The organism is Streptomyces roseoverticillatus (assembly GCF_000719265.1).
Lineage (GTDB): Bacteria > Actinomycetota > Actinomycetes > Streptomycetales > Streptomycetaceae > Streptomyces > Streptomyces roseoverticillatus.
The window spans coordinates 247,181-271,717 of record NZ_JOFL01000003.1; the positions used below are offsets into that span (position 1 = coordinate 247,181).

General features: G+C 74.0%; 19 protein-coding genes. 7 read left to right on the forward strand and 12 right to left on the reverse strand.

Features of this window, described 5'->3' with window-relative positions; genetic code table 11:
• Positions 1–9 precede the first annotated feature (9 nt).
• Both fhuB and fes read left to right on the forward strand, forming a co-directional pair.
• Positions 10–2,199, forward strand: a complete 2,190-nt coding sequence (gene fhuB, locus IF61_RS0104925) for a Fe(3+)-hydroxamate ABC transporter permease FhuB (protein ID WP_052392400.1) — start codon at positions 10–12, stop codon at positions 2,197–2,199.
• 149 nt (positions 2,200–2,348) lie between these two features.
• Positions 2,349–3,578: an enterochelin esterase gene (gene fes / locus IF61_RS0104930; RefSeq protein WP_043187773.1), complete on the forward strand. Its 1,230-nt coding sequence runs from the start codon at positions 2,349–2,351 to the stop codon at positions 3,576–3,578.
• A 190-nt stretch (positions 3,579–3,768) separates the two neighbouring features.
• Here the strand turns inward: fes and IF61_RS0104935 are convergent, their stop codons facing one another.
• From IF61_RS0104935 to IF61_RS0104945, 3 genes are read right to left on the reverse strand one after another with little or no spacing between them, the layout of a single operon-like run.
• Complete coding sequence (locus IF61_RS0104935) at positions 3,769–5,181, reverse strand: DHA2 family efflux MFS transporter permease subunit (RefSeq protein WP_281178028.1); 1,413 nt, start codon at positions 5,179–5,181, stop codon at positions 3,769–3,771.
• 5 nt (positions 5,182–5,186) lie between these two features.
• The gene (locus tag IF61_RS0104940; protein ID WP_030364989.1) at positions 5,187–5,390 is read right to left on the reverse strand and encodes an MbtH family protein; all 204 of its coding nucleotides are present in this window, start codon (positions 5,388–5,390) and stop codon (positions 5,187–5,189) included.
• A gap of 4 nt (positions 5,391–5,394) precedes the next feature.
• Complete coding sequence (locus IF61_RS0104945) at positions 5,395–12,603, reverse strand: amino acid adenylation domain-containing protein (protein ID WP_052392402.1); 7,209 nt, start codon at positions 12,601–12,603, stop codon at positions 5,395–5,397.
• Positions 12,604–12,745: 142 nt separating this feature from the next.
• Here IF61_RS0104945 and IF61_RS0104950 point away from each other — a divergent pair, with 142 nt between their 5' ends.
• Positions 12,746–13,879 carry a M20 family metallopeptidase gene (locus IF61_RS0104950; RefSeq protein ID WP_043187776.1) on the forward strand — a complete coding sequence of 378 codons (1,134 nt, stop codon included), beginning with the start codon at positions 12,746–12,748 and terminating at the stop codon, positions 13,877–13,879.
• A gap of 86 nt (positions 13,880–13,965) precedes the next feature.
• On the opposite strand, the gene IF61_RS0104955 is transcribed toward IF61_RS0104950, so the two are convergent.
• A complete protein-coding gene (locus tag IF61_RS0104955) occupies positions 13,966–14,967 on the reverse strand; it encodes an ABC transporter substrate-binding protein (protein WP_030364992.1) in 1,002 nt (333 codons plus the stop codon).
• A gap of 172 nt (positions 14,968–15,139) precedes the next feature.
• On the opposite strand from IF61_RS0104955, the gene IF61_RS0104960 reads away from it, so the two are divergent.
• Complete coding sequence (locus tag IF61_RS0104960; protein ID WP_030364993.1) at positions 15,140–15,940, forward strand: ABC transporter ATP-binding protein; 801 nt, start codon at positions 15,140–15,142, stop codon at positions 15,938–15,940.
• Between the two features lie 190 nt (positions 15,941–16,130).
• Here IF61_RS0104960 and IF61_RS0104965 read toward each other — a convergent pair whose 3' ends face one another.
• From IF61_RS0104965 to IF61_RS35020, 3 genes are all read right to left on the reverse strand, one after another.
• Positions 16,131–16,679, reverse strand: coding sequence for a cupin domain-containing protein (locus IF61_RS0104965; protein WP_030364994.1), 549 nt, complete (start codon positions 16,677–16,679; stop codon positions 16,131–16,133).
• Between the two features lie 111 nt (positions 16,680–16,790).
• Complete coding sequence (locus tag IF61_RS0104970; RefSeq protein ID WP_052392403.1) at positions 16,791–17,459, reverse strand: hypothetical protein; 669 nt, start codon at positions 17,457–17,459, stop codon at positions 16,791–16,793.
• Positions 17,459–18,043 carry a sigma-70 family RNA polymerase sigma factor gene (locus IF61_RS35020; protein WP_245684398.1) on the reverse strand — a complete coding sequence of 195 codons (585 nt, stop codon included), beginning with the start codon at positions 18,041–18,043 and terminating at the stop codon, positions 17,459–17,461. Before IF61_RS35020 ends, IF61_RS0104970 begins: the two co-directional genes overlap by 1 nt.
• A gap of 177 nt (positions 18,044–18,220) precedes the next feature.
• Between IF61_RS35020 and IF61_RS0104980 the strand changes: the two genes are divergently transcribed.
• Positions 18,221–19,045 (forward strand): SAM-dependent methyltransferase, encoded by an 825-nt coding sequence (locus IF61_RS0104980; RefSeq protein WP_030364997.1) that lies wholly within the window; start codon positions 18,221–18,223, stop codon positions 19,043–19,045.
• A gap of 25 nt (positions 19,046–19,070) precedes the next feature.
• Here the strand turns inward: IF61_RS0104980 and IF61_RS0104985 are convergent, their stop codons facing one another.
• The 5 genes from IF61_RS0104985 to IF61_RS0105005 all read right to left on the reverse strand — a co-directional run bounded on the left by IF61_RS0104985 (position 19,071) and on the right by IF61_RS0105005 (position 23,402).
• Complete coding sequence (locus IF61_RS0104985) at positions 19,071–20,279, reverse strand: hypothetical protein (protein WP_245684399.1); 1,209 nt, start codon at positions 20,277–20,279, stop codon at positions 19,071–19,073.
• 67 nt (positions 20,280–20,346) lie between these two features.
• Entirely contained in the window at positions 20,347–20,733 is a 387-nt protein-coding gene (locus IF61_RS0104990; protein ID WP_030364999.1) for a GntR family transcriptional regulator, read from the reverse strand.
• Positions 20,734–20,785: 52 nt separating this feature from the next.
• Positions 20,786–21,772, reverse strand: a complete 987-nt coding sequence (locus IF61_RS0104995; protein ID WP_030365000.1) for an ABC-2 transporter permease — start codon at positions 21,770–21,772, stop codon at positions 20,786–20,788.
• Positions 21,769–22,722: an ABC transporter ATP-binding protein gene (locus IF61_RS0105000; protein ID WP_030365001.1), complete on the reverse strand. Its 954-nt coding sequence runs from the start codon at positions 22,720–22,722 to the stop codon at positions 21,769–21,771. Before IF61_RS0105000 ends, IF61_RS0104995 begins: the two co-directional genes overlap by 4 nt.
• A gap of 116 nt (positions 22,723–22,838) precedes the next feature.
• The gene (locus IF61_RS0105005) at positions 22,839–23,402 is read right to left on the reverse strand and encodes a CGNR zinc finger domain-containing protein (protein ID WP_078659967.1); all 564 of its coding nucleotides are present in this window, start codon (positions 23,400–23,402) and stop codon (positions 22,839–22,841) included.
• An 88-nt stretch (positions 23,403–23,490) separates the two neighbouring features.
• Between IF61_RS0105005 and IF61_RS0105010 the strand changes: the two genes are divergently transcribed.
• Both IF61_RS0105010 and IF61_RS0105015 read left to right on the forward strand, forming a co-directional pair.
• Positions 23,491–24,213 carry an AzlC family ABC transporter permease gene (locus IF61_RS0105010; RefSeq protein ID WP_157848543.1) on the forward strand — a complete coding sequence of 241 codons (723 nt, stop codon included), beginning with the start codon at positions 23,491–23,493 and terminating at the stop codon, positions 24,211–24,213.
• Positions 24,210–24,521, forward strand: a complete 312-nt coding sequence (locus IF61_RS0105015; RefSeq protein ID WP_030365004.1) for an AzlD domain-containing protein — start codon at positions 24,210–24,212, stop codon at positions 24,519–24,521. The genes IF61_RS0105010 and IF61_RS0105015 overlap by 4 nt, the downstream gene beginning before the upstream one ends.
• Positions 24,522–24,537: the final 16 nt, after the last annotated feature.

Genomic DNA, 24,537 nt, shown 5'->3' on the forward strand with positions numbered 1-24,537 from the left:
CCTTACCTTATGACTGTCTCGCAAGTGGGCCCCCCGGAGGTGCAGCCCGCCGGCCAACAGGCCCCGGCGGGGCGCGTGCACGGCAACCGGGCCGTCCTGACCGCCTCGGCCGCGCTCGTGCTGGCGGTCCTCGTGCTGTCCGCCCTGTCGCTGTCCGTCGGGGCGGGCGAGGTCGGGGCCGGGGACGTGCTGGACTACGTCCTCGGCCGGCACGGGGCGCGGGACAGCTCCCGCCTGTCGCTGGTCGTGGGCGACCTGCGCCTCCCCCGCACGCTCACCGCGCTGGCCGTCGGCGCCGCCCTCGGCACGGCCGGCTGCCTGCTGCAGGCCGTCACCCGCAACCCCCTGGCCGAGACGGGCCTCCTCGGCGTCAACGCGGGCGCGTCGCTCGGCGTCGTCGTCGGCATCGCCTTCCTCGGCGTGCACAGCGGCTACGGCTACCTGCTGTGGGCGTTCGGCGGCGCCGTCCTCGCCAGCGCCCTGGTGCTGCTCATCGCGAACCGCCGCGGCGGGGGCTCCCCGATGCGCCTGGTGCTCGCCGGGTCCGCGCTGGGAGCCACCTTCGGCGGCATCACCAGCGTGCTCATCGTGAACTCCGCGGAGACCTACGACCGCTTCCGCTTCTGGGTCCTCGGCTCGCTCGCGGGCGTCGAGGGCTTCACCAAGCTGACGAGCCTCGTGCCCGTCCTCGCCGCCGGCTTCGTCGTGGCGCTCCTCATCGCCCGCCCGCTCTCCGCCCTCGCCCTCGGCGACGACCTCGCCAAGGGGCTGGGGCACCGGCCCGGCGTCATCCGCGTCGTGGTGGCCGTGGCCGTGACCCTGCTCACCGCGGCGTCGGTGGCGCTTGTCGGCCCCATCTCCTTCCTCGGTCTGCTCGCCGGATTCCTCGCGCGGGCCGTCACCGGGCCCCGCCTGACGGCGCAGCTCGTGCTCGCCGGCCTCATCGGCGCGGGCGTGCTCACCGGCTCCGACGTCCTGGCCCGCGTGGTCTCCCGCCCGTTCGAGGCGCCCGTCTCCGTCATCATCGCGCTCTTCGGCGCCCCCGTCCTCATCGGCATCGTCCGCTCCCGGCGGATGGCCTCGATGGGCATGACCGACCCCGCCGCGGACGAGGGCCCGAAGGGCGGCCGGGCGGCCGCCGTCCGGCTGCCGCTGCCCCGCAAGGCAGAGGGCGGCGACAGCATCGTCGTCCGCACCGGCTCCCTGTCGCTGCTCGTGCACCGCCGCGCCGCCGTCGCCGCGTTCGCCCTCGCCGCCGTGCTCGTCGGCGCCGTCGTGCTGTCCGCGTACGCCGGGCAGAGCGAGATGAGCCTGGGCCGTACGTTCAGCGCCGTCTTCGGGTCGGGCGACCGCTTCGACGTCCTGCTCGTCCAGAAGTTCCGGCTCGGCCGGATCGTGGCCGGGCTGGCCGCGGGCGCGGCCCTCGGGCTCGCCGGCTGCCTGACGCAGACCCTCGCCCGCAACCGGCTCGCCACACCCGAGCTGCTCGGCGTCAACGACGGCGCCACCGCCGCCGTCCTGCTGTCGGCCACGCTCAGCGGCACGTTCGGCGCCTGGTGGGCCGGGCCGCTCGGCGCGCTCGCCGCCGTCCTCGTCGTCACCACGGTGTCCGGCGGCCTCGGGCAGCGCGGCTACCGCGTCCTCGTCGTCGGCCTCGCCATGTCGGCGCTCGCCTCTGCGGTCACCCAGGTCGTGCTCTCGTGGCGCTCGCTGAATTCGGCGAGCTCGCTGTACGTGTGGACGTCCGGCAGCCTCAACGGCCGCAGCTATTCGGTGGCCGTCCCCGTCCTCATCGGCCTCGCCGTGCTCGTGCCGCTCGCCCTCGTCGTCGCCCGCCACCTCAACGTGCTGCGGTTCGACGACTCCACCGCGGCGTCGCTCGGCGTCGCGCCGGGACGGGTGCGGCTGGTGTGCATGCTGCTCGCGGTCGGCCTCGCCGGCCTCGCGGTCGGCATCTGCGGCCCGGTCGGCTTCATCGCCCTCGCCTCGCCCGTGATCGCCGGCCGGCTGGCGGGGCCGCTGCGGGTGCCCGTCGTCGGCTCGATGCTCGTGGGCGCGGCGCTCGTCGTCCTCGCGGACACGGTCGGGCGCGTCGCGCTCGACGGGGCGGAGATTCCCGTCGGGATCGTCAGCACCGTTCTCGGCGGACCGTTCCTGCTGTGGGTGCTGCTGGGGAGGTCGGCTGCGACGCGGGTGTAGGCCCTGCGGGGCTCCTTCCCCACCCCGCCCCTTCCCGGCTGTATCGATGTGCGGCTCCGCCGCGTGAGGGGGCTCCGCCCCCGGACCACCCCGTATCGCACTGAACGCGCCCGGCCTCAATCGACGGCCGGGCTGAAACAGGGAGCCCCATGCCATTGCAGAGTCCCCTCCTCCGCGAGCTCGCCGCCGCCGTGCGGCACGGTGTGCCCGACGCCGCCGGCACCTTCTGGCGGCATGCCGCCACCAAGGGCACGCCCCTCGTCGAACCCGACCCCGAAGGCGACCCCGCCTGGCGGCTCGTCACCTTCCTCTGGCGCGACGACGCCGCCCGGCCCGCCACGGACGTGCTGGCCCTCCTCCACACGGTCACCGACAAGGACCGGCACGCGGGGGACCTCGCGCCGCACCTCATGGACAAGGTGGACGGCACGGACGTCTGGGCCATCAGCCACCGGCTGCGGGCCGACCACCGGGCCTCGTACCAGTTCTTCGTGGCCCACGGCCCGCGCGAGGAGACGCTGCGCGCGGACCGCGGCTCCTGGCTGCGCGTCCTGGACGCGGCGGTGCCCGACCCGCTCAGCACGCGCCCGCAGCTTCCCTCGCGCGACGGGCGCAACCCGTCCTCGGTGATGGAGCTCCCGGACGCGCCCGTCCAGGAGTGGGCCGCCCCGCGCCCGGGCGCGGCACGCGGCGAGCGGACCGAAGCCGTCGTCGACGGGCGGCGCGTCCACGTGCACCTGCCCGCCGGGCACCGGGCGGGCGGCGGCCCGTACCCCGTCGTCGTGCTGCTGGACGGCGAGATGTGGGGGCCGGTCCTGGACTTCGGCACCGCGCTCGACAACCTGTACGCGGACGAGCGCCTCCCGGAGGCCGTCACGCTGATGGTGGACACCATGGGCCGCGCGCGCCGCATGGAGGACCTCAGCTGCAGCGAGGAGTTCGTCGACTGGCTGGCGGACGTGCTGCTGCCGTGGGCCGCGCGGTCCTACGGGGCGGCGGACGACCCGGCGCGCACGGTCGTCGCGGGCCAGAGCGCGGGCGGGCTCACGGCCGCGTTCGCGGTCTTCCGCCGGCCGGAGCGGTTCGGCAACGCCCTGTCCCAGTCGGGCTCCTTCTGGTGGCCGGACGGCACGGAGTTCGACGACGGCAGCGAGTGGCTGACCCGGCAGTTCGCGGTGAGCGAGAAGCTGCCCGTCCGCCTCCGCGTGGAGGTTGGCCTGCAGGAGTGGATGCTCCTCCCGCAGAACCGGCACCTGCGCAACGTGCTGGAGGCCCGGGGCTACGACGTCGCCTACGGCGAGTTCAACGGAGGGCACGACTACGCGTGCTGGCGCGGGGGGCTCGCCGCGGGGCTGGCGGCCCTGCTGGCACCGAGGTAGGCCTGCCCGGCGGGTCACGACGCACGCGTCGTTGCGGCAGTCACGCATTCCGCCGGACCCTCACGTGGTACCGCCGTTGCGGCGGAAAGAAAAGCCCGCCGCAACGGCGGTACCACGACGCAGCCGTCCGGCGGTGCCGTCCCGGGCCGCAGCGCAGTCCGACGACGGCCCCGCCGGGCCGGCCCGTGCGTCAGGCCGCGGCCTGTATCTCCTCGTCCCGCGGCTCGTCGTCGAACGGCGGCGGGCCGGGCGCCTCCTTGGGCATCCGCAGCGCGGCGAACACGCCGAGGGCGACCAGCCCGGCCGTGACCAGGATCGCCGCCCGGTACGGGCCGGGGTCCGAGTCCTGGCCGTGGGAGCCGCCGGACGCGGCGATCACCGCGGCGGTCGCGGCGATGCCCAGCGCGCCGCCGAGCGTGCGCACGATGGTGAACAGGCCCATCGCCTGGCCCATGGCCGGCGGCGGGACGTCCGCGAACCCGGCGATCTGGACGGTCAGCACGGCCGTGCCGAGCACGAGGCCGACACAGAACATCAGCGCGCGCACCCCCCACGCGTGCTCCGCGACGCCCGGCACGGCCAGCGCGGCGAAGACGCCCGTGGCCAGCAGCAGGGCGGGCACGGCGAGCAGGCGCGGGCCCAGCTTCGGCATCAGCCGGTCGGCGACCTGGGAGGCCAGCATCAGGCCGAGCGCCTCGGGGAAGACGCTCAGGCCCGCGTCCAGGGCCGAGGCCCCGAGCGCCGCCTGGTAGAGCAGCGGGAACGCGAAGAGGACGCCCATGAGGCCGGCCGAGGTGACCAGGGCGAGCACCGTGGCCGAGGCGAACACCTTGTCGGCGAGCAACCGCAGCTCCAGGAGCGGGTTCTTCGCCCGGAGCAGGTGCACGCACCCGGCGACGAGCAGGATCAGCCCGAGCGGGCCGGCCACGGCGACGGACGGCGAGGTCCAGCCGTGCGCGGGGCCGAAACCCAGCGCGTAGGTGAGCAGGCCGAGCGCGGGGGTGGCGAGAAGGAAGCCCTTGAGGTCGAATCCGCCCTCCACGTCCTCCTTCTCCTCGCGCAGTCCCACCACGCCCAGCAGCACCGCTGCCGCGCCGATCGGCACGTTGACGAAGAACAGCCAGTGCCAGGAGAAGTGCTCGGTCAGGAAGCCGCCGAGCGGCGGGCCGAGGGCGGGCATCAGGGCCGTCGGCACGATGAGCACCTTCGACAGCTTCATCCGCTCGTGCGGCGGGAAGGCGCGAAAGAGCAGCGTCATGCCGACCGGGGTGAGCAGGCCGCCCGCGATCCCCTGCACGACGCGCGCGAGGACGAGCGCCGTGAGGCCCTGGGAGAGCCCGCAGGCGGCCGACGCCGCGGTGAAGACGGCGAGGGCGCCGAGGAAGACGCGCTTGGTGCCGAAGCGGTCGCCGAGCCAGCCCGCGACGGGCAGGGCGACGGCGAGCGCCACCAGGAAGGCCACCTCGACGGTGTTGGCGGCGGAGACCGGCTCGCCGAAGTCCCGGGCGATGGTGAGCAGCGCCGGGTTGACTATGGTCGAGTCGAGGCCGTTCATGCACATCGCCGCCGTGTACACGATCACGACGGCGATGCGCGGGTTCACGCCCTTCACCCCTGGGCCGCCGGGGTCAGATCGGTCCAGTGCTCGGTGATCCAGTCGAGGGCCTGCTGCCGCTCGCAGGGGCCGTGGACGGTGGTCCAGCCGTCCGGTACGGCGGCGAAACCCGGCCAGAGGCTGTGCCGGCCCTCGGCGTTGACGAGGACGAGAAAGGGTCCGTCGCCGTCGAAGGGGTTGGCGGGTGCGTCGCTCATGGGGTCAGTTCTCCAGGTTCTGCAGGCGGTCGGCGATGACGCTCGCGATGTGCGCGATCGGTTCGGGCAGGGTCATGTCCTTGTGCGAGCACTTGACGTTCGTGTTGTCGATGCGCCCGGTCACGTAGGGGGTCCAGGTGTCGGGGGTGAGCTCGTCGTCGATGGTGTCGACGGTGGCGCGGAAGAAGAGCACGTCGCCGTCGTAGACGCGGTGGTCGAAGGCGCGCACCAGGTGGTTGGTGTTGAGGTAGGTGCGGTTGAGGGCCTCGATGGTGGCGTCGTCGAGGCTGGCCAGCGGGGAGCCCTCGCGGCGCAGCACCTCGGTGACGTGGGCGAGTTCGAAGGGCTTGCCCTCCAGGCTGTCGGGGCCGTAGCCGCCCATGGCGAGGAGCGCTTCCAGGGCCTCGGCCTGGTCAGGCACGGGCAGCTCGCGGAAGCCCTCGGCGGGGTAGGCATCGAGGATGGCCAGCAGCTCGACCTCCTGGCCCAGGTCCTGCAGACGGGTGGCCATGGCCTGGGCGATGATGCCGCCGGTGGACCAGCCGAGCAGGCGGTACGGGCCTTCCTGCTGGACCTCGCGGAGCCGGTCGGCGTAGTGCGCGGCGAGCTCCTCCAGGGTCTGCGGCAGCGGCTGCGCCGCTGTGGCCGGGCCGACGCCCTGGGCCTGCAGGCCGTAGATGGGCACGTCGGCGGGGAGGTGGCGGATGAGGCCCGCGTAGCACCAGCTGAGGCCGCCGGCGGGGTGGACGCAGTACATCGGCGCCTTGTCGCCCTCGGCGGCCGGGCGCAGGGGCAGCAGGACGTCGAGGGCGTCCGTCTGCCGGGAGGCCTCGATCGCCGCGTCGAGGGCGGCGACGGTGGGCGCCTGGAAGATCGTGCCGATGCCGACGTCGGCGCCGAGGACGTCCTTGACGCGTCCGGCGAGGCGGACGGCGAGCAGGGAGTGGCCGCCGAGGTCGAAGAAGTTGTCGTCGACGCCGACCCGGGGCAGGCCCAGCACGTCGGCGAAGACCGCGCAGAGCTGTTCCTCGCGGGGGCCGCGGGGGGCGCGGCCCCCGGTGACGGCGGACGCGAGGTCCGGGGCGGGGAGGGCCTTGCGGTCGAGCTTGCCGTTGGCGGTGAGCGGCAGCCGGTCGAGGAGGACGACGGCCGAGGGCACCATGTGGGCGGGGAGCCCGCCGGCGGCGTGCTCGCGGAGCGCGGCCGGGGTGGTCTCGCGGGCGGGGACGGCGTAGGCGACGAGGCGCTTGTCGCCGGGGGTGTCCTCGCGGACGACGACGGCCGCGTCGGCGACGTCGGGGTGGTCGGCGAGGACGCCCTCGATCTCGCCGAGTTCGATGCGGAAGCCGCGGATCTTGACCTGGTGGTCGGCGCGGCCGAAGTAGTCGAGGTTGCCGTCGGGGCGCCGGCGTGCGAGGTCGCCCGAGCGGTACATGCGGGTGCCGCTCTCACCGAAGAGGGCGGCGTACGGGTCGGCGACGAAACGTTCCGCCGTGAGGGCGTGCCGGCCGAGGTAGCCGCGGGCCAGGCCCTCGCCTGCGACGTACATCTCGCCGGTGACACCGGGCGGCACGGGCTGCAGGTACGGGTCGAGGACGTAGACGCGCAGGTCGGGGATGTTGACGCCGATGGTGCTGGAGGCGCCGACGGCGGCCTTCTCCCGGTCAAGGGCGATGTACGAGACGTGCACGGTCGTCTCGGTGATGCCGTACATGTTGACGAGCGTCGGAGCATTCTCGGGGTGGCGCTCGTACCAGTCGGCGAGACGGGCCAGTTCCAATGCCTCGCCGCCGAAGACGACGTAGCGCAGGGCCAGTTCGCTGCCGGGGTTCTCCTTGTCGGCGGCCATCAGCTGGTAGAAGGCCGAGGGCGTCTGGTTGAGGACCGTGACGGACTCGGCGGCGAGCAGGCGCAGGAAGGCGGCCGGGTCGCGGCTGACGAGGTGGGGCACGACGACGAGGCGGCCGCCGTGCAGCAGGGCGCCCCACATCTCCCACACGGAGAAGTCGAAGGCGTAGGAGTGGAAGAGCGTCCAGACGTCGGTGTGGCCGAAGCCGAACCACTGGTCGGTGGCGGTGAAGAGCCGCACGACGTTGTGGTGGGTGACGGGGACGCCCTTGGGGCGGCCGGTGGAGCCGGAGGTGTAGATGACGTAGGCGACGTCGTCCGGGCGCACGGGCCGGACGCGCTCCTCCGGGGCGAGGTCGGCGGCCCCGTAGGCCTCGGCCTCGGTGCCGTCGACGAGGACGACCGGCAGGTCGTGCGCCGGGATGCGGGCGGCGGTCGCGGTGTCGGTGACGACGGCCGCGGGGGCGGCGTCGGCGAGCATGTAGGCGAGCCGGTCGGCCGGGTAGTCCGGGTCCATGGGGAGGTAGGCGGCGCCGCACTTGGCGACGGCCAGCAGGCCGGTGACCAGCTCCAGGGAGCGGGGCAGGGCGAGCGCGACGATGGAGCCGGGGCCGATGCCGCGGGCGGCCAGCAGCCGGGCGAGGCGGTTGGCGCGGGCGGACAGCTCCGCGTAGTCCAGCGACGCGCCGTCGCAGGTGACGGCCGTGCGGTCCGGGTGGCGGCGGGCGGCGTCCTCATAGAGCTCCACGAGGGTCTGCTTCGAGGGCGCGGGGGCCGGGGTGCCGGTGTTCCACCCGACCAGCAGCTGGTGGCGCTCGTCGTCGCCGAGCAGCGGCAGCAGGCCGACGGGCGTGCCGGGGTCGGCGGCGGCCGCGGCCAGCAGGCGGGCCAGGTGGGCGGAGAGGCGCTCGGCGGTGGCGCGGTCGAAGAGGTCGGTGCGGAACTCCAGGAAGCCGGCGATGCCGCCGCCGGGCTGCTCCCCCGCGTTCAGGGTGAGGTCGAACTTGGCGGTGCCGGACGGGGTGGCCGCCATCTCGGCGGTCAGGCCCGGGCCCATGGCGAAGGCGGCGTCCGGCAGGGACTGCCAGGCGAGCATCACCTGGAAGAGGGGGTGCCGGGCGAGCGAGCGCGGCGGGTTGAGCTCCTCGACGAGCCGGTCGAAGGGCAGGTCGCCGTGCTCGTACGCGCCGAGGGTGGCGGTGCGGACGCGCCCGAGGAGGGTGCGGAAGTCCGGGTCGCCGGACGTGTCCGCGCGCAGGACAAGGGTGTTGACGAAGAAGCCCACGAGCCCGGCGGTCGCGTCGTCGTCGCGCCCGGCCACGGGGGTGCCCAGCGGGATGTCGGTGCCGCAGCCGTAGCGGGTCAGGAGGGCCGCGAGGGCGGCCTGGACGACCATGAAGACGCTGGTGCCGGTGGTGCGGGCGAGCGCCTCGACGGCGGCGTGCGCGTCCGCGCCGAGGTGGAAGGGCACGGTGTCGCCCGCGTAGGCGGCCACGGCGGGGCGCGGCCGGTCGGTGGGGAGTTCGAGCTGGTCGGGCAGGCCGGCGAGGGCCTGCTTCCAGTGCTCCAGCTGGCGGGCGGCGAGCGCGGTGGGGGCGTCGGCGCTGCCGAGGAGCCGCTGCTGCCAGGCGGTGTGGTCGGCGTACTGGACGGGCAGGGGGGCGAGTTCGGGCGCGCGGCCGGCGGCGCGTGCGGTGTAGGCGGCGGCGAGGTCGCGGGCCAGCGGCGTGGTGGAGGCGCCGTCGCCGGCGATGTGGTGCAGGAGGAGGAGCAGGGTGTGCCGCTCGCCCCCGTCGCTGAAGAGCGTGACGCGCAGCGGGGGTTCGGCCGCGAGGTCGAAACAGTGCCGGACGGCGGCGGTGACGTCGGCCGTCAGCGGGGCGGTTTGCAGCTCGGGGTACGCCTCGTCCGGCGTGAGGATCCGCTGGTGGGGCTCGTTGTCAGTGGCGGGGTATACGGTCCGGAGTGTTTCGTGACGCTCGGTGAGGTCCCGGAGGGCGAGGCGGAGTGCGTCCTGGTCCAGGGGGCCGGTGAGGGTGAGGAGCAGGGGGATGTTGTACGTGGGGCTGGGGCCTTCGAGCCGGTGCATGAACCACAGCCGCTTCTGCGCCGGGGAGAGCGGCATCCGCTCGGTGCGGGGTGCGGGCACGAGGGCGGGGCGCTCGTCGGCGGCGGGGGCTGCGGAGGCGCTCTCCAGGAGGGCGGCGAGGGCCGCCGGGGTGGGGTTGCGGAAGACGTCGGCGAGGCCGAAGCCCTCGTCGAGGGCCTCGCGGATGCGGGCGGCGAGGCGGCCGGCGAGCAGCGAGTGGCCGCCCAGCGCGAAGAAGTCGGCGTCGGGGGACGCCGGGGCGTCCAGGCCGAGCACGTCCTGGAAGAGGCCGCAGAGCGCGGCTTCCCGCGGGGTGCGGGGCTCGCGGGCGGCCGGGCCCGCGGTGGGCTCCGGGTCGGGCAGGGCGCGGTGGTCGAGCTTGTCGTTGGCGGTGCGGGGCAGGGCGTCCAGGGCGAGGATCGCGGCGGGCACCATATGGGCGGGCAGCTGCCCGGCGAGGTGGGTGCGCAGGGCCTCGGTGTCGAGTTCCGCGGCGGACGTGTCCTCGGCGGGGACGGCGTAGCCGAGGAGGCGCTTGCCGTGCGCGGTGTCGCGGGCGATGACCGCCGCCTGAGAGACCGCGGGGTGGGCGGCCAGCGCGGCCTGGATCTCGCCGAGTTCGATGCGGAAGCCGCGGATCTTGACCTGGTCGTCGGCGCGGCCGAGGAATTCGAGGGTGCCGTCGGGGCGGCGGCGCACCAGGTCGCCGGTGCGGTACATGGCGGCGCCGGGGTCGCCGTGGAGGGCGCCGAAGGGGTCGGCGGTGAAGCGCTCGGCGGTGAGGTCGGGGCGGCCGAGGTAGCCGCGGGCCAGGCAGGCGCCGGCGATGTACAGCTCGCCGGTGACGCCGTCGGGCGCCGGGCGCAGCGAGTTGTCGAGGACGTAGGCGCGCGAGCCGCGGACGGGGCTGCCCTGCGGGGTGCCGTCCTCGCCGGGCAGCCAGTAGTAGGCGTCGACGGTGGTCTCTGTGGGGCCGTAGAGGTTGACGGGGCCCAGGCCCTCGGTGCCGGCGAGGCGGCGCCAGAGCGGGTCGGGCACGGTCTCGCCGCCCACGACGACGACGGCCGGGCGGTGCCGGCCCGGGTCCAGCAGGCCTTCGGCGAGGAGGGCTTCGGCGTAGGAGGGGGTCACGTCGAGGTAGTCGAGGCACTCGTCGTGGACGTAGGCGGCGAGGGCGGCGGGGTCGCGGTAGCCGGCGTCGTCGAGCAGGTGCAGCTCGTGTCCGTGGACGAGCCAGATCAGCGGGTCCCAGGAGGCGTCGAAGGCGAAGGAGGCGCTGTGGCCGATGCGCAGGCGGTCGCGGCCGGTGCGGGCGGTGGCGCGGGCGATGTGGTCGCTGCCGTGCCCGGCGTGGAGGTTGGCCAGCGAGGCGTGGGTGACGACGACGCCCTTGGGGCGTCCGGTGGAGCCGGAGGTGTGGATGATGTACGCGTCCTGGCGGAGCGCGGGCGCGGCCGGTGCGGTTGACGGCCGGGCGTCGGTGCGGGCGCGGGTCGCCGGGTCGTCGAGCAGCAGGACGGGCACGGCGTGCGGGGGCAGTCCGCGGACGGCGTCGGCGGTGCCGATGAGGCAGCCGGGGCGCGCGTCGTCGAGGACGGCGGTGAGGCGCTGGGCGGGGTGGCCGAGGTCGAGGGGCTGGCACACGCCGCCGGCCTTGAGGACGGCGAGGAGGGCCACGACGGTCGATGCGCTGCGGGGCAGGGCCAGGGCGACCGCGGTGCCGGGCGTGACGCCGGCGGCGGCGAGTTCGTGGGCGAGGCGGTTGGCTGCGGCTTCCAGCTCGGCGAAGGTGAGGGTCTCGCCGGCGCTGCGGACGGCGGTGGCGTCCGGGGTGCGGGCGGCCTGCGCGGTGAAGAGCTCGGGCAGGGTGTGCTCGGCGGGCGGCTCGCCGCGGCCGGCGGTGGCCCTGCGGATCGCGTCGGCATCCAGCAGGTCGAGGGTGCCGACGGGCCGCTCCGGGTCGTCCAGGAGGAGGGCGGTGAGCGCGTCGAGGTAGCGCAGGAAGGCTTGTTCGTGGGCGGCGAGGTCCTCGGCGGTGTAGCGGCCGGGGTTGGCGTCGAGGCCGAGGATCAGGGAGTCGCCGGGGCCGGGGACGACGGTGACGGCGAGGTCGTCGACGGGGCCGGCGGCGAGGTTGCGGACGGTGCCGGGCAGGCCCGCGAAGTCCAGGCCGCCGTCCTCGAACGGCTTGATGTTGACCATCGGCCCGAACAGCGGCCGGTCGCTGCCGGCGAGCCCGAGGTCGCGGCGCAGGTCCTCCAGGCGGTAGCGCTGGTGCCGGCCGGCGGCGCGCGCTTCGAGGACGACGCGGCGCACGAGTTCGGCGCCCGTGTCGTGGGGTCCGACGGCGAGGCGCAGCGGCATGACGTTGACGGTCATGGCGGGGGTGCGCAGGGCGGCGCGGCTGCGCCGGTTCTTCAGCGGCAGGCCCAGGAGCACGTCCTGGGCGCCGGATATGCGGTGCACGTAGCCGGCGGTGGCGGCCATGACGAGCTCGGCCCAGGTGGCGCCCTTGGCGGCGGCCGCCGCCTTCTCCAGGCGGGTGCGGGTGCCCTTGGGGAGCGCGGCGGTGCGGCGCAGGACCGTCGTCGCGGGGGCGACGGGGCGGGCGGAGAGGGAGGCGGGCTCGGGCCGGTCGGCGAGCCGGGTGCGCCAGAAGTCGCCGTCGGTGGTGTGCTGAGCGCTCGCGCGGTAGGCGGCTTCCTCGTCGGTGAGTTCGCGCAGGGGGGCGAAGTCCGTGGTGGCGGGCTCCTCGCCGGCGGCCAGCGCGGTGTAGACCTCGGCGACGCGGCGGCCGATGAGGGTCAGGGCGTACGCGTCGACGGCGAAGTGGTGGACGCGCTGGTACCACCAGTGCAGTTCGCCGTCGATGCGGAAGAGTGCCTGGGTGACGAGGGGGCCGCGGGTGAGGTCGACGGGGCGGTCGAGGTCGGCGCGCATCCACGCCTCGGCCTCGGCCCAGGGGTCACCGGAGGTGCGCAGGTCGATCCGGTGGAGCGTCAGTTCCCGGTCCTCGGCGAGGCGCTGGGCGGGGGCGGCACTGTCGTCGGCGGGGTCGGCCGGGACGGCGCGGAGGGAGAGGGTCTCCGCCTCGCCGGCGGTGCGGAGCAGGGCGCGCTCGAAGAGCTCCTCGTCCAGGGGGCCCCGGATCTCCACGCAGTCGCCCGTGTTGTAGACGGGGTTGTCAGGGGCGAGTTCCTGGGCGTACAGGATTCCGGCCTGGGCGGCGAGCAGGGGAAGCTCGGCCTGATCGGTCTCGGCCTCGTGGTGACGCATGGCGTGGGGACTCCCGTTGTAGGACAGCGATCTGGCCACACCGGTACCCCCCGGTATGTCAGCTTAGGTAAGCCTAAGCTATTTTTTGCCTATCCGTGAGAGTCTCCCACCCCAGCGTGCGGATCGAACAGGAGCATCGAACATGACCGCGGCCGACGGCCTCAAAACCGCCCTGCGCGAGCGCGTACTCGCCCATCGCGACGACCTCCTGTCGCTGAGCCGGCGCATCCACGCGCACCCCGAGACGGCCTTCGCCGAGCACCGCGCCGCCGGCTGGTGCGCCGATTTCCTGCGCGGGCACAGCTTCGACGTGACCGCGCCCGCGTACGGCCTCGACACCGCCTTCGCCGCCACGACGGGCTCGGGCCCGGTCACGGTGGCCGTCGTCTGCGAGTACGACGCCCTGCCCGGCCTCGGGCACGCCTGCGGCCACAACCTGATCGCCGCGGCCGGCCTCGGCGCCGCCCTGGCTCTCGCGCCGCACGCCGGCGAACTAGGCCTGACCGTACGGGTTCTGGGCACGCCCGCCGAGGAGCGCGGGGCGGGCAAGGCGCTGATGCTTCAGGCGGGCGCCTTCGACGGGGTCGACGCCGCGATGATGGTGCACCCGTGCCCGTTCGAGGTGGCCGAGTTCCGCTCGTTCGCGCTCGGCACGCTCTCCGTCGCGTACACCGGCAAGGCCGCCCACCCGAGCCTCAACCCGCACGAGGGCCGCAACGCCGCCGACGCGCTCACCGTCGCCCAGGTCGCCCTCGGGCTGCTGCGCCAGCAGTTGCCGGCGCAGTGGAAGGTGCACGGGGTGACGACGGGCGCGGGCACGGCGCCCAACCTGATCCCCGACCGGGCCACGGCCGAGTACGAGATCCGCGCCTCCGCCGCGGAGGACCTGCGGGAGCTGCGCGAGCGCGTCGAGGCGTGCTTCCGCGCGGGCGCCCTCGCCACGGGATGCGAGGTCGAACTGACCCGCCCCGAGCCGGACTACCTCGACTTCCGCACCGACGCGGAGCTCATCGCGCTCTGGCGGGACAACGCCCGCGCGCTGGGCCGGCCGGAGCCGCTGCAGCGGGAGCCCTTCGCCTGCACGGACATGGGCAACGTCTCGCACGCCGTGCCGTCGATCCATCCGGTGCTCGACATCACCGGGGGCGTCTGCGGGCCGCACGAGGCGGAGTTCGCCGACGCGGCGGTTTCGCCTCGCGGCGAGCGGGCGATTCTCGACGGGGCGGTCGGGATGGCGTGGACGGCGGCCGACTTCGCGGCGGCGCGCCGCGCCTGACCGCTTCGGGGCTCTGCCCCGGACCCCGGTCCTCAATCGCCGGACGGCTCTCTTTATTGCCTGTCCGGCGATTGAGGGCGAGGGGGTTACTTCCCCGACAGCGCCTTCGCGATGTCGTCCACGACGACGCCGCTGGCGATCGGGCCGCCGCGGGTCGACCAGACCGAACCGTCCACCGTCACGGCGTGGTTCTTCTTGACCGCGTTCAGGTCCTTGTAAGCGGGCTTCTCCTGGACGTCCTTGAGCGCCTTCTCACCGTCGGAGGTGAGGGTCGACAGGAACAGCCAGTCGCCGTCGATCTCGTTGATCTTCTCCAGGCTGAGCGCCGGGGTGTGGGCGTTGCCGTCCTTGTCCTGGTTCTTGGGCCGCTTGAGGCCCATGTCCAGGGCGACGCCGCTGGCGAACTGCTTCTTCTCCATCCAGCTGGGGCCGTCCGGGTTCCAGCGGACGATGCTGACCTCGGCACCCTTGTTGCCGCCCAGGCCCTCGCCGGCCTTCTTGGCCTTGGCCTCGTAGTCGCCGATGACCTTGTTGGCCTCGTTCATCTTGTTCAGGGCGTTGCCGATGCCCCGGAAGGAGAGCTTCCAGTCGTCGGTCGGGGCCATGGTGACCAGCGTGGCCGGGGTGATCTCGCGCAGCTGCTTCAGCATCTGCTCGTCCTGCATGTCACCGGCCAGGATGAGGTCGGGCTTGGCGGCGACGACCTTGTCCATCACCGGCTGCAGCAGATTGCCGACGACGTTGATGTCCTTGACCTTGTCGGCGAGGTAGGCCGGCGGCTTGCTCAGGCCCTGGCCGTTGGTGATGCCGACCGGCTTGACGCCGAGCGCCAGCACCGCGTCCAGGTCCTCCTGGGTGAGTGTCACGATGCGCTTGGGGCTGGCCGGGACCTTCACCGCGGTGCCGGTCGCGTCCTTGACGGTGCGGGTGCCGCCGCCCCCCTCGGCCGCGTTGCCGGACTCCTTGTCCGAGCCCTTGCCGGAGTCGGAGCCGCAGCCGGTGACCAGCAGCGCGGCCGCCCCCACGGCGGCGAGCACCTGCACCGCACGGCGCGGGGCGAAGGGGAGGAGGCGGGTGGGTGCGGTCATGGAAAGCTCCGGACGTGGCGAAGAAGGGAATGGAAAAGAAAGGACAAAGGGCGGCGGGAAGCGCAAGGAACCCCTCGCACGGACCCACAATAGACATTAGGTTAGCCTTACCTTAAAGCTCTCCCCCCGGGAGGGTCCACAAGAACCGGCGATCTTCTGGAAAGGCCTGCCCGTGGAGCTCCGCGTCGAACAGCTCGTCGCCGGTTACCCCGGCCACCGCGCCGTGGCAGGGGTCGACCTGACCATCCCCTCCGGCCAGGTCGTCGCGATCGTCGGGCCCAACGGCTGCGGCAAGTCGACGCTGCTGCGCTCCGTCGCGCGGCTCCACCAGCCCGAGTCGGGCCGGGTGTACGCGGGCGACGCCGACATCTGGCAGCTGAAGCAGCGCCAGGCCGCACACCGCATCGCCCTCCTCCCCCAGTCGCCGCTGGCCCCCGAGGCCGTCACCGTCGCCGGGCTCGTCCGCTACGGCCGCCACCCGCACCAGGGCCTGTTCCGCCAGTGGTCGCGCGACGACGAGCGGGCCGTCGCGGAGGCGCTGCGCGCCACCGGAGTCGCCGCGCTCGCCGACCGCCGGCTCGACCAGCTCTCCGGCGGCCAGCGGCAGCGCTGCTGGCTCGCGATGGTCCTCGCCCAGGAGACACCGGTCGTCCTCCTCGACGAGCCGACCAGCGCCCTCGACATCGGCCACGCCGTCGAGGTCCTCGACCTCGCGCGCGAGGTGGCCCTCGCCGGGCGCACGGTCGTGATGGTCCTGCACGACCTCGCGAGCGCCGCCCGATACGCCGACAGCATCGTCGCCATGAAGGACGGCCGCGTCGTCGCGCACGGCGCCCCGCGCGACGTCGTCGACACCGCCCTCGTGCGCGAGCTCTACGGCATCGACGCCGACATCCTGGAGGCGCCCGCCGACGGCTCCCCCGTCGTCGTCCCGGCCCGCCGCGCGCCGGTGGCGGCGGCCGCAGCCGTCTAGGCCGCAGGCGCCGGAGGCCCCGGAGGCCAGAAACCGGCCGGGCTCCGCGGCCGGGACCGCGAACCCCGCCGCCACCGGCCGAGCCGACGGCCTCCGCTCCGGGCCGGTCCGGTCGCCCCGAGCGACCAGCGCCACCGCTCCGGGACCGCACCGCCGCGGACGTGCGGTTCGAGGACCCCGCGCAGGCCCGTCACGAGCCCGCCGCGGGCCCGGCGGTCCGCAGCGGGGTGATCTGCTCGATGTCGTAGCGGACGCGCAGCGCCGCGATGGCCTCCTGGTCGACCGGCGGGCCCGCCTCCAGGATCTCGAAGAGCTCTTCGAAATAGCGCTCGTGATCGGGCGGCGGCGAGGCCTGGAAGAACATCCGCACCGGCTCGGACGTCGGGTTGGCGAAGGCGTGCGGGCAGCCCGGCGGGACGAGGATCACCGTGCCCGGAGTGGCCCGCGTGTACCGCCGGCCGGTGGCGGAGCGCCACTCCCGCCAGTTCTCCGGCGTCCGGACGAGCGGCTCGAAGGCGAGCACGTCCACTTCGCCCTCCAGGACGTAGAAGAGCTCCTCGCTGCGCGTGTGCAGGTGCGCGCCGACGTCGAAGCCGGGCGGGACGACGACCTCGAAGCTGGAGGCGGCGCGCGAGTGCTCCCCCGTGACCTTGAAGGTGACCTGCTGGGCGGGGGTGACGAGGGTGCGGCCGCCGCCGGGTGGCACGACGAGACCGTCCTGGGCGGAGATCAGGGTCATCGCGGCGGTCCCTTCCCGGCGGCGTGGCACGGCGTGACGGGCCACGTCGCCCGTCACGGAAGGAGATTTCCCGTTCGCACCGGACGGCATCCGTGCCCTCACCCGTACGGCTCATGCCTCGCGGGACAGCCGCTCCACGAGCCCGGGGTCGGGCTGGGGCACCTCGCCGAAGTCCGCGTCGTCGCCGTCGACCGTGAGGCGGTTGACGAGGCTCTCCAGCGCGGCGGGCAGATGGGGCGTCAGGCCGCTGTGCCACTGCACGAGGAGCTCGTGGCGGGCCGCGTCGGACAGCAGCTTGCGGCGGCTGTCCACCCGGGAGGCGGGCCGCGGCGGCTCCTGCGGGTCGTGGGCGGCCTGGGCGCGCCAGAACGCGGCGTCGCGGAACTCGCCGTTGCGGCGGTGCGAGAGGTGCAGGCAGTACGCGGCGGTCCGGCTGCCTCCGCCGGCGGCGAACTGCCACCAGAAGTCGGCGGCCCCGGTGTGCCCGGTGACGTGCAGCAGGCAGGCGAAGACGAGGGCGCCCTCGGGGTCGATGCCCCGGTCGTCCGCGAACCGCTCCAGGCTCGCCGCGGCCTCGACGGCGTTGATCACCAGCACGCAGGCGAGGTCGAGCTCATGGCCGGCCTCGTCGCGGGCGCTGGGGCCGTCGGCCAGGGCCGCCTTCCCGGGGCGGCGGCGGCCCGGCCGGCGCCGGCTCTCGAACTCCACGGCGATGGCGCGGGCGTCCGAGGTGAGCATGGCTTCGATGAGGTCACCCTCGGTGTCGTGGCTGCGCGGCATTACTTCCCCCTGCCGGAGTGCTGGACCTCTAATGCGGACAAGGCCGCGGAAACCTTGCGTTTGGCGTGGCCGACGAGGGAGCGCACGGCCGCCCGGTCGGCGCCGAGCAGGTCCGCGACCTGGCCCAGGCTGTAGCCGATCACCAGGTTGAGGACGAGTGCGTCGCACTGCCGCTCGGGCAGCCGCGCGATCGCCGCGTACAGCGCGATGCGGCTCTCCAGGAGCCGGAACCGCTGTGCGCGCTCCGGCCCCTCGGCGTGCGCGGCGCGGTGGAAGGCTGCCGTCGCCAGGGCCGTGCCGCGCCGGTGCCGGGCCAGCCAGCCGGCGACGTGCTCCTTCAGCAGCGACCAGGCGTAGGAGTCGGCGCAGGGCTGGCGCAGGGCGTGCGGCCACTGCACGCACAGCCGCTCGAAGGCCGCCTCCGTGATGTCCGCCGCGGCCTCGGCGTCCCCGGTGTGCAGGAAGGCGTAGGCGCCCCACCTGTGCTCGTGCAGTTCACGGAAGGCCGTGAAGGCGATCTCCATCCGGCGCTCGGCCGGGACCGCGGTCCCGGTGGGCGCGGGCGTCCGACCGCTGTCCGTCATGGGCGCCTCTCGCGTCGAGTTCCTCTGGTTCTTCTGCGTTGTTCCAATGAACCGGAAAAGCAGGCCCCGCCGTGCCGCAACCGCGCAAAAAGTCCGGCCCTCCGCACCGGGTGGGTTACCCCTCCGTGACCGGGGACAGGTATGGGGCAGCCGTAACGCGACGGGAAGGCAGAGAAGATGGGCGAGACCCGCGAGGATCCCGTGGTCGACCTCCGGCTGGACCGGGCCCATTCGGCCCGCATCTACGACTGGTTCCTGGGCGGGCGGACGAACTTCGCCGCCGACCGCGAGGCCGCCGGTCAGGTCCTCGCGGTCTTCCCGTCGGCCGGGGACGCGGCCCGGATGAACCGCGCGTTCGTGCACCGGGCCGCGCGCCACCTCGCGCGCGAGGGCCTGACCCAGTTCCTCGACATCGGCACCGGCATCCCCACCTCGCCCAACCTGCACGAGACCGTGCAGGAGGTGGTCCCTTCGGCCCGCGTCGTCTACACCGACAACGACCCGATCGTCCTCGCCCACGCCGCCGCGCTGCTGCGCGGCCGCCCGGAGGGGCGCACGGCCTACGTGGAGGCCGACGTCACCGACCCCGAAAGCGTGCTGCGGGCTCCGGAGTTGCTCACGACGCTCGACCTCGGCCGGCCGGTGGCCCTCACCCTCAACGCCCTGCTGCACTTCATCACCGACGACGGCCGGGACCGCGCCCACGCGGTCGTCGAGCGTCTCAAGGACGCGCTGCCCAGTGGCAGCGCGCTCGTCGTCACGCACGGCACCTCCGACTTCTCCCCGCTGGCGACGGGCCGGATCATGGACATCTACGCGCGGGCCGGGACGCCGCTCCAGTTGCGCGGCAAGGCCGAGTTCCACCGCTTCTTCGACGGCTGGGAGCTGGTGGACCCGGGCATCACCCTCGCCCACCGCTGGCGCCCGGACGAGCCCGAGGAGCCGGGCCGTCCGACGGCCGCGGAGGCCGTCTGTTACGCGGGGATCGCCCTCAAGCCGTAACGGACCGCGGGACGCCGCGCCCCGCTCATATCGCGTACTTCCAGACCGTGAGCATGAACGCGCCGTACCAGCAGCCGAACAGCGTCGCCGCGCACAGCACGGTCACGGCCGTACGGGTACGGGCGGCCGCCAGGGCGCGGGCCGCGGGGACGAGGAAGAGGACCGCGGGTATGAGCAGCCGCAGTTTGGAGTGCGAGTAGTTGCTCTGGGCCAGGGTGAGGACCACGATGCCCGTGCCGTACACGAGCAGCGGCGGCCAGGTGCCGCGGTGCCAGGTGAGCACGGTGGCGCAGAGGAGGGCGAGGAGGAGTACGGCGGTGCTCACCGAAACCCAGCCGTCGCCCCGGTGCAGCGTCTCGCCCAGGAAGTCGAGGAAGGCGGCGCCGTTGTCCCAGTGGGTGCCCCAGCCGGCCTCCTGGATGCGGAACCAGGCGCCGAAGTCGCCGACGCGCCGTCCGACCCACCACAGGTAGAGGGGCGTGCCGAGGCAGCCGAGGGCGACGGCCGCCAGGGGCCGCGGGCGAAGGCGGCGTTCGCGCAGCAGGTGCAGTCCGGCGGCGACGGCGAGCGCGGCGACCACGGCCGCGGCGGCGGGCCGGGTGAGGCCGGTGAGCAGGGCCAGGGCGCCGGCGGTGAGCCAGGCCTTGCGGTGCGCGGCCAGGAGCGTGCCGGCGGCCAGGGCGAGGAAGAGCGACTCGCTGTAGGACATGAGGAAGGACAGGGACATCGGCTGCGCCCCGGCGAGCAGCACGATCGCGATGAGGGCGGTGCGGGTCCCGTGGAGCGCGGCGAGCAGGCGGTGCACGGCGATCAGCGCGGCGATCAGCGCGAGGTGGGCCGCGACGATGCCGGAGGTGCCCCAGCCGAGGCCGGTGACGGCGTGGACGGCGCGGATCAGCATCGGGAACAGCGGGAAGAACGCGAGGTTGTTGCCGGTGAGGCTGCCGTCGCCGGCGTAGGAGTAGCCGTGCGGGTAGCCGTGTTGGGCGATGCTCACGTAGAGGTTGCCGTCCCAGGCGAGGAGGCGCTTGCGGAGGCCGGGCCCGTCCGGGTCGCTCATGGCGGCCAGGATCACGAGGTGGAGGACGGTGGTGACCGCGTACACGGCGAGCGCGGGCAGCGCCAAGCGGAAGATACGTTTCCCTCGCTGCTGCACGGACGGGGCCGACGGGTGCGGCGGGGCCGGTATCGCGCCGGGGCCGGCGGTGGAGGGGTCGGGGGCGAGTGCCGTCATGGGCGGTCATGCCATTTCGTCGGGGACGTACGGGAGTACGCGGTGCGGTGGTGCGGGGGCTGGGCCGTCACACGGCGGGGTAGTGCTCCGCGCGGGCGGCGGTGATCAGCGCGGAGACGTCCGTCCAGTCGAGGCCCTCCCGGCGGGCCCGGCCCATCCAGTCCGCGAGCTCGCCGCGCAGCGGGGAGTCGGCGAGGGGGCTGGGCCGCGCGGGGGCGGCGCTCACGAAGGTGCCGACGCCCGGCCGGGCCTCGACGAGCCCGAGGTGTTCGAGCTCGCGATAGGCCTTGAGCGTCGTGTTCGGGTTGAGTTTGGTGACGGCGGCGACGCGGGCGGCGGTGGGCAGCTGGTCCCCGGCGGTGAGGATGCCGAGGCGCAGCGCCTCCCGGACCTGCTGGACGATCTGCAGGTAGGCGGCCATGCCGCTCTGCCGGTCGATCCTGAACTCGACCATGGTGCGGCCCCCCCTCATCCCGTCCCTGCGTGCGGCGACCGTGCGGCGCGGGTCACAGCGGGCGCCGCCGGCCCCACCACAGGGTGAGGGCGAGGATCGCGAGGGCCGCGGCCAGCACGAGCGCCGCGTAGGTCCACTGCATGCCGGGCATCTGGTCGTACCCGAAGTATTCCAGGCGCTCGGCGACGATGCCCTTGTTGCTCCTGCACTCTGCAGGAGTGCTCTCGTTGAAGCACGTGCCGAAGCCGTGGAGCCCGCCGTGGGCGTCGACGGTCCAGTTGTCGTGGCGCACGGCGCCTTCGGGCAGCGCGGGCTGGCCCTCCTCGACGGGGTTGACGAGCACGCGGGGCTTCGCGAAACCGTGCGGGACGCAGGCGGACAGGACGATGTCCCAGGCGATGGTGAAGCCGAGGGTGAGCCCCATGGCGAGCAGGGTGCGGCGGACGGCCATGCCGAGCGCCGTGCCCACGGCGAGGTGGAGCAGGGCCACCGCCACGGGCACGGGGCCGGTCGTGAAGAAGACTTCGTCCGAGTTCCACTCGCCGGCGTTGAAGAGGTCGTGCGCAGGTTCCCACCAGGAGGTGAAGGCGGCCGAGAGGGCCGCGGAGCACACGATGGTGATCAGCACCGCCGTGCCGAGCTTGGCGGCGAGCCAGCGGCCGCGGGTGACCGACTGGGTGGTGACCAGCTGCACGGTGCCGCGCTCGCGGTCCCCGGAGATCAGCGGGGCGCCGAGGAAGACGCCCGCGGCGACGGGCACCAGCGACATCAGCCAGGCGCCGTTCTGGAACGCTTCGCCGTACGCCTGCCCGGAGGCCTCCACGAGTTTCAGGGGGCCGTGGGTGCGGGCGGGGCCGAGCCAGCCGAGCGTCACGTGGCGCTGCCAGAGCATGTGAATGCAGCCGGCCGCGGTCAGCATCAGGCAGGCCACGAAGGCGGTGCGGTGCTGCCGCCAGACCAGCCAGGGCAGGCCGCGCAGGATGCGGGGCGGCTGCTTGCCGGTCTGCGCGGCGAGGGGTTCCTCTACGGCCGTGCTCATGCCGTCACCTCTTCGTCTTCCTGTTCCGGGTCGTGCGGGCCGTCGGTGCGGGCCGCGTCGGTGAGCAAGGGGGGCGCGGCGGGCGAGCGCAGGTAGCCCAGCAGGACTTCTTCCAGGCCGGGTTCGATGATCTTCCAGTCGTCCTCGACCGGGCCGCGGGGCCGGATGAGGGCGGTGAACTGGCGGCCCGTGGTGCGGGATTCGACGACCGTGTGCCGGGCGATCGCCGCGGGGACGCCTTCGGTGAGGTGGACGCCGGTCACCAGCCGGTGGGCGGCGAGCAGTTCGTCGGTCTCGCCGGCGAGGCGGACCCGGCCGCCGGCGAGGACGAGGAGGTGGTCGCACATGGTCGCCACGTCGGCCAGCCGGTGGGAGGACATCACGACGGTGGTGCCCTGTTCGGCCGCCTCGGCCAGCAGGAGGCCGCCGAGCTCGTGGGCGGCGAGCGGGTCGAGGTCCGCCATCGGCTCGTCGAGGAGCAGGAGGCGGGGGCGCTTGCCGAAGGCCAGCGCGAGGGCCACGCGGGAGCGCTGCCCGCCGGAGAGGCTGCCGACGCGGGCGCCGAGGGGCAGCTTCCCGGACCGGACGATCCGCTCGGCCACCGCCTGGTCCCAGCGCGGGTTCAGCTCGCGGCCCATGCGGAGCGTCTCCTCGACCGTGAAGTACGGGAAGAGCGGCTTGTCCTGGGCGAGGTAGGCGGTGTCGGCGAGGCCCGCGGGGTCGGCGACCGGCGAGCCGAAGACCCGCAGGCTCCCCTCCGTCGGCCGGACGGTCCGTGCGGCCATGCCCAGCAGCGTGCTCTTGCCCGCGCCGTTGGGGCCGACGAGCCCGCACACCGCGCCGGCCGGGATCCGGACGGAGAGGTCCTGGACGGCCCTGCGCCGCCGGAAGCACTTGCCCAGCCCGCGCGCCTCGACGGCCCAGCGGCTCGCGCCGTCGGCTGTTGTCATCCCACCCCACCTGCCCCGCCTGCTAATTCACTAGTCAGCTAGTGGAATGAGCATATAGATCACCTCTGGAGTGTCAATATCCGGATCAAAAAGGGGCAAATAGGGAGATTACTGACCTAGAGCGCCGGGTCCGCGGCCTTCCGGCGGGCGCGGTGGGCGGCCGCCGTCGCGCGGTTGCCGCAGATCTGCGGCGAGCAGAAGCGCCGCGACAGGTTGCGGGAGGTGTCCACGAAGACCTCGGCGCAGCGGTTGCCCACGCACACGTGGAGCCGCTCCACGCCGGTCGTGGTGACCACGGTGAGCAGACCCATGGCGGCGTTGACCGCGTACTGGTCGATGACGGGGGCACCGGGCGCGGCGACGTGCAGGTGCCACGAGCCGTCGTGGTCGGTGTAGTGCGGGACGGCACCGCGGGCGGCGAGGAGGTCGTTGAGCAGGGCGACGGCCGTCGCCGCGTCCGGGGCGCCGAAGACCTCGCGCAGCACGGGCCGGAGCTCGCGCGCCGCGGCGAGGTCCGCCTCGGTGGGGGCGGCGGGCGGGCGGACGCCATGGGCGTCGAGCAGGGCGGACAAGGCCGCAACATCGGGCATCTTCTCCACATTGCGCACGATATTGTAGGTATTGACCAGGTCCTCAGCCAGGGTCACCGAACCGTCTGAGTAACTAGTAAACCTCACCATGACTCCGTACTATTGCTGCTCGTGGTCGCCACCGCATCACCTACGGCGGCGCTGTTTCCTGTTGCCCGCATGTTCGCGGAGGATGTCGATGGACTCGCAAGAGGCATTACCCGCCGAGGGGGCGGCGCCACCGCTGGAAACACCCGCCTCCGCCGCCGGATTCCGGGAGGAGGCACTCTACGGTCTGCGGGCCGCCGTGCCCCTGGCCGTCGCGGTCTTCGGATTCGCGGTCTCCTTCGGCATCGTGGCCCGCGCGGCGGGCATGGGCGTGCTGGCCCCCGTGGTGATGTCACTGACCACGTTCGCCGGGTCCGCGCAGTTCGCCGCCGCCTCGGTGCTCGGCACCGGGGGCGGGGTCGCCGCGGCGATCGTCGCGGCCGTCCTGCTCAACTCCCGCTACCTGCCCATCGGGATCAGCGTCGCCCCCGCCATGACCGGCGGCGTCCTCAAGCGCTTCCTCTCCGCCCAGCTCGTGGTGGACGAGTCCTGGGCCGTCGGCCACATCGGCAACGGCCGCTACTCCCGCGGCCGGCTGCTCGGCGCCGGCGTCCTCGTCTACGCGGCCTGGGTCGGCGGCACCGCCGTCGGCCTGCTCGGCGCCCACTACCTGGGCGATCCCGAGCGCTTCGGGCTCGACGTCGTCTCGCCCGTCCTGTTCATCGCCCTCCTCAAGGGCCAGATCACCAGCCGCAAGGCGCTCGCCGCCTCGATCCTGGGCGTGGCCATCGCCCTGGCGCTGGTCCCCTTCGCCTCACCGGGCGTACCGCTCATCGCCGCCACCGCCGCCTGCCTGCTGGGACTGAGGAAATGACCGGACTCTGGCTCGCCGTGCTCCTGGTCGGCGCCGTCTCCATGGCGCTCAAGGCGACCGGCCCCGTCCTCCTCGGCGGCGAGGAGCTGCCCGCGGCCATGCAGCGCGTCGTCACGCTCATGGCGCCCACCCTGCTGGCCGCCCTGATCGCCACCCAGATGTTCGGCCAGGGCAGGTCGCTCGTCATCGACGCCCGCGCCGTCGGGCTCGTCGTGGGCGCCTTCGGCGTCTGGCGCAAGTGGCCCACCCTGCTCGTGGTGGTGCTCGGCGCCGCGGCCACGGCCCTCACCCGGCTGGTGACCGGCTGACCCGGACCGCGGGCAG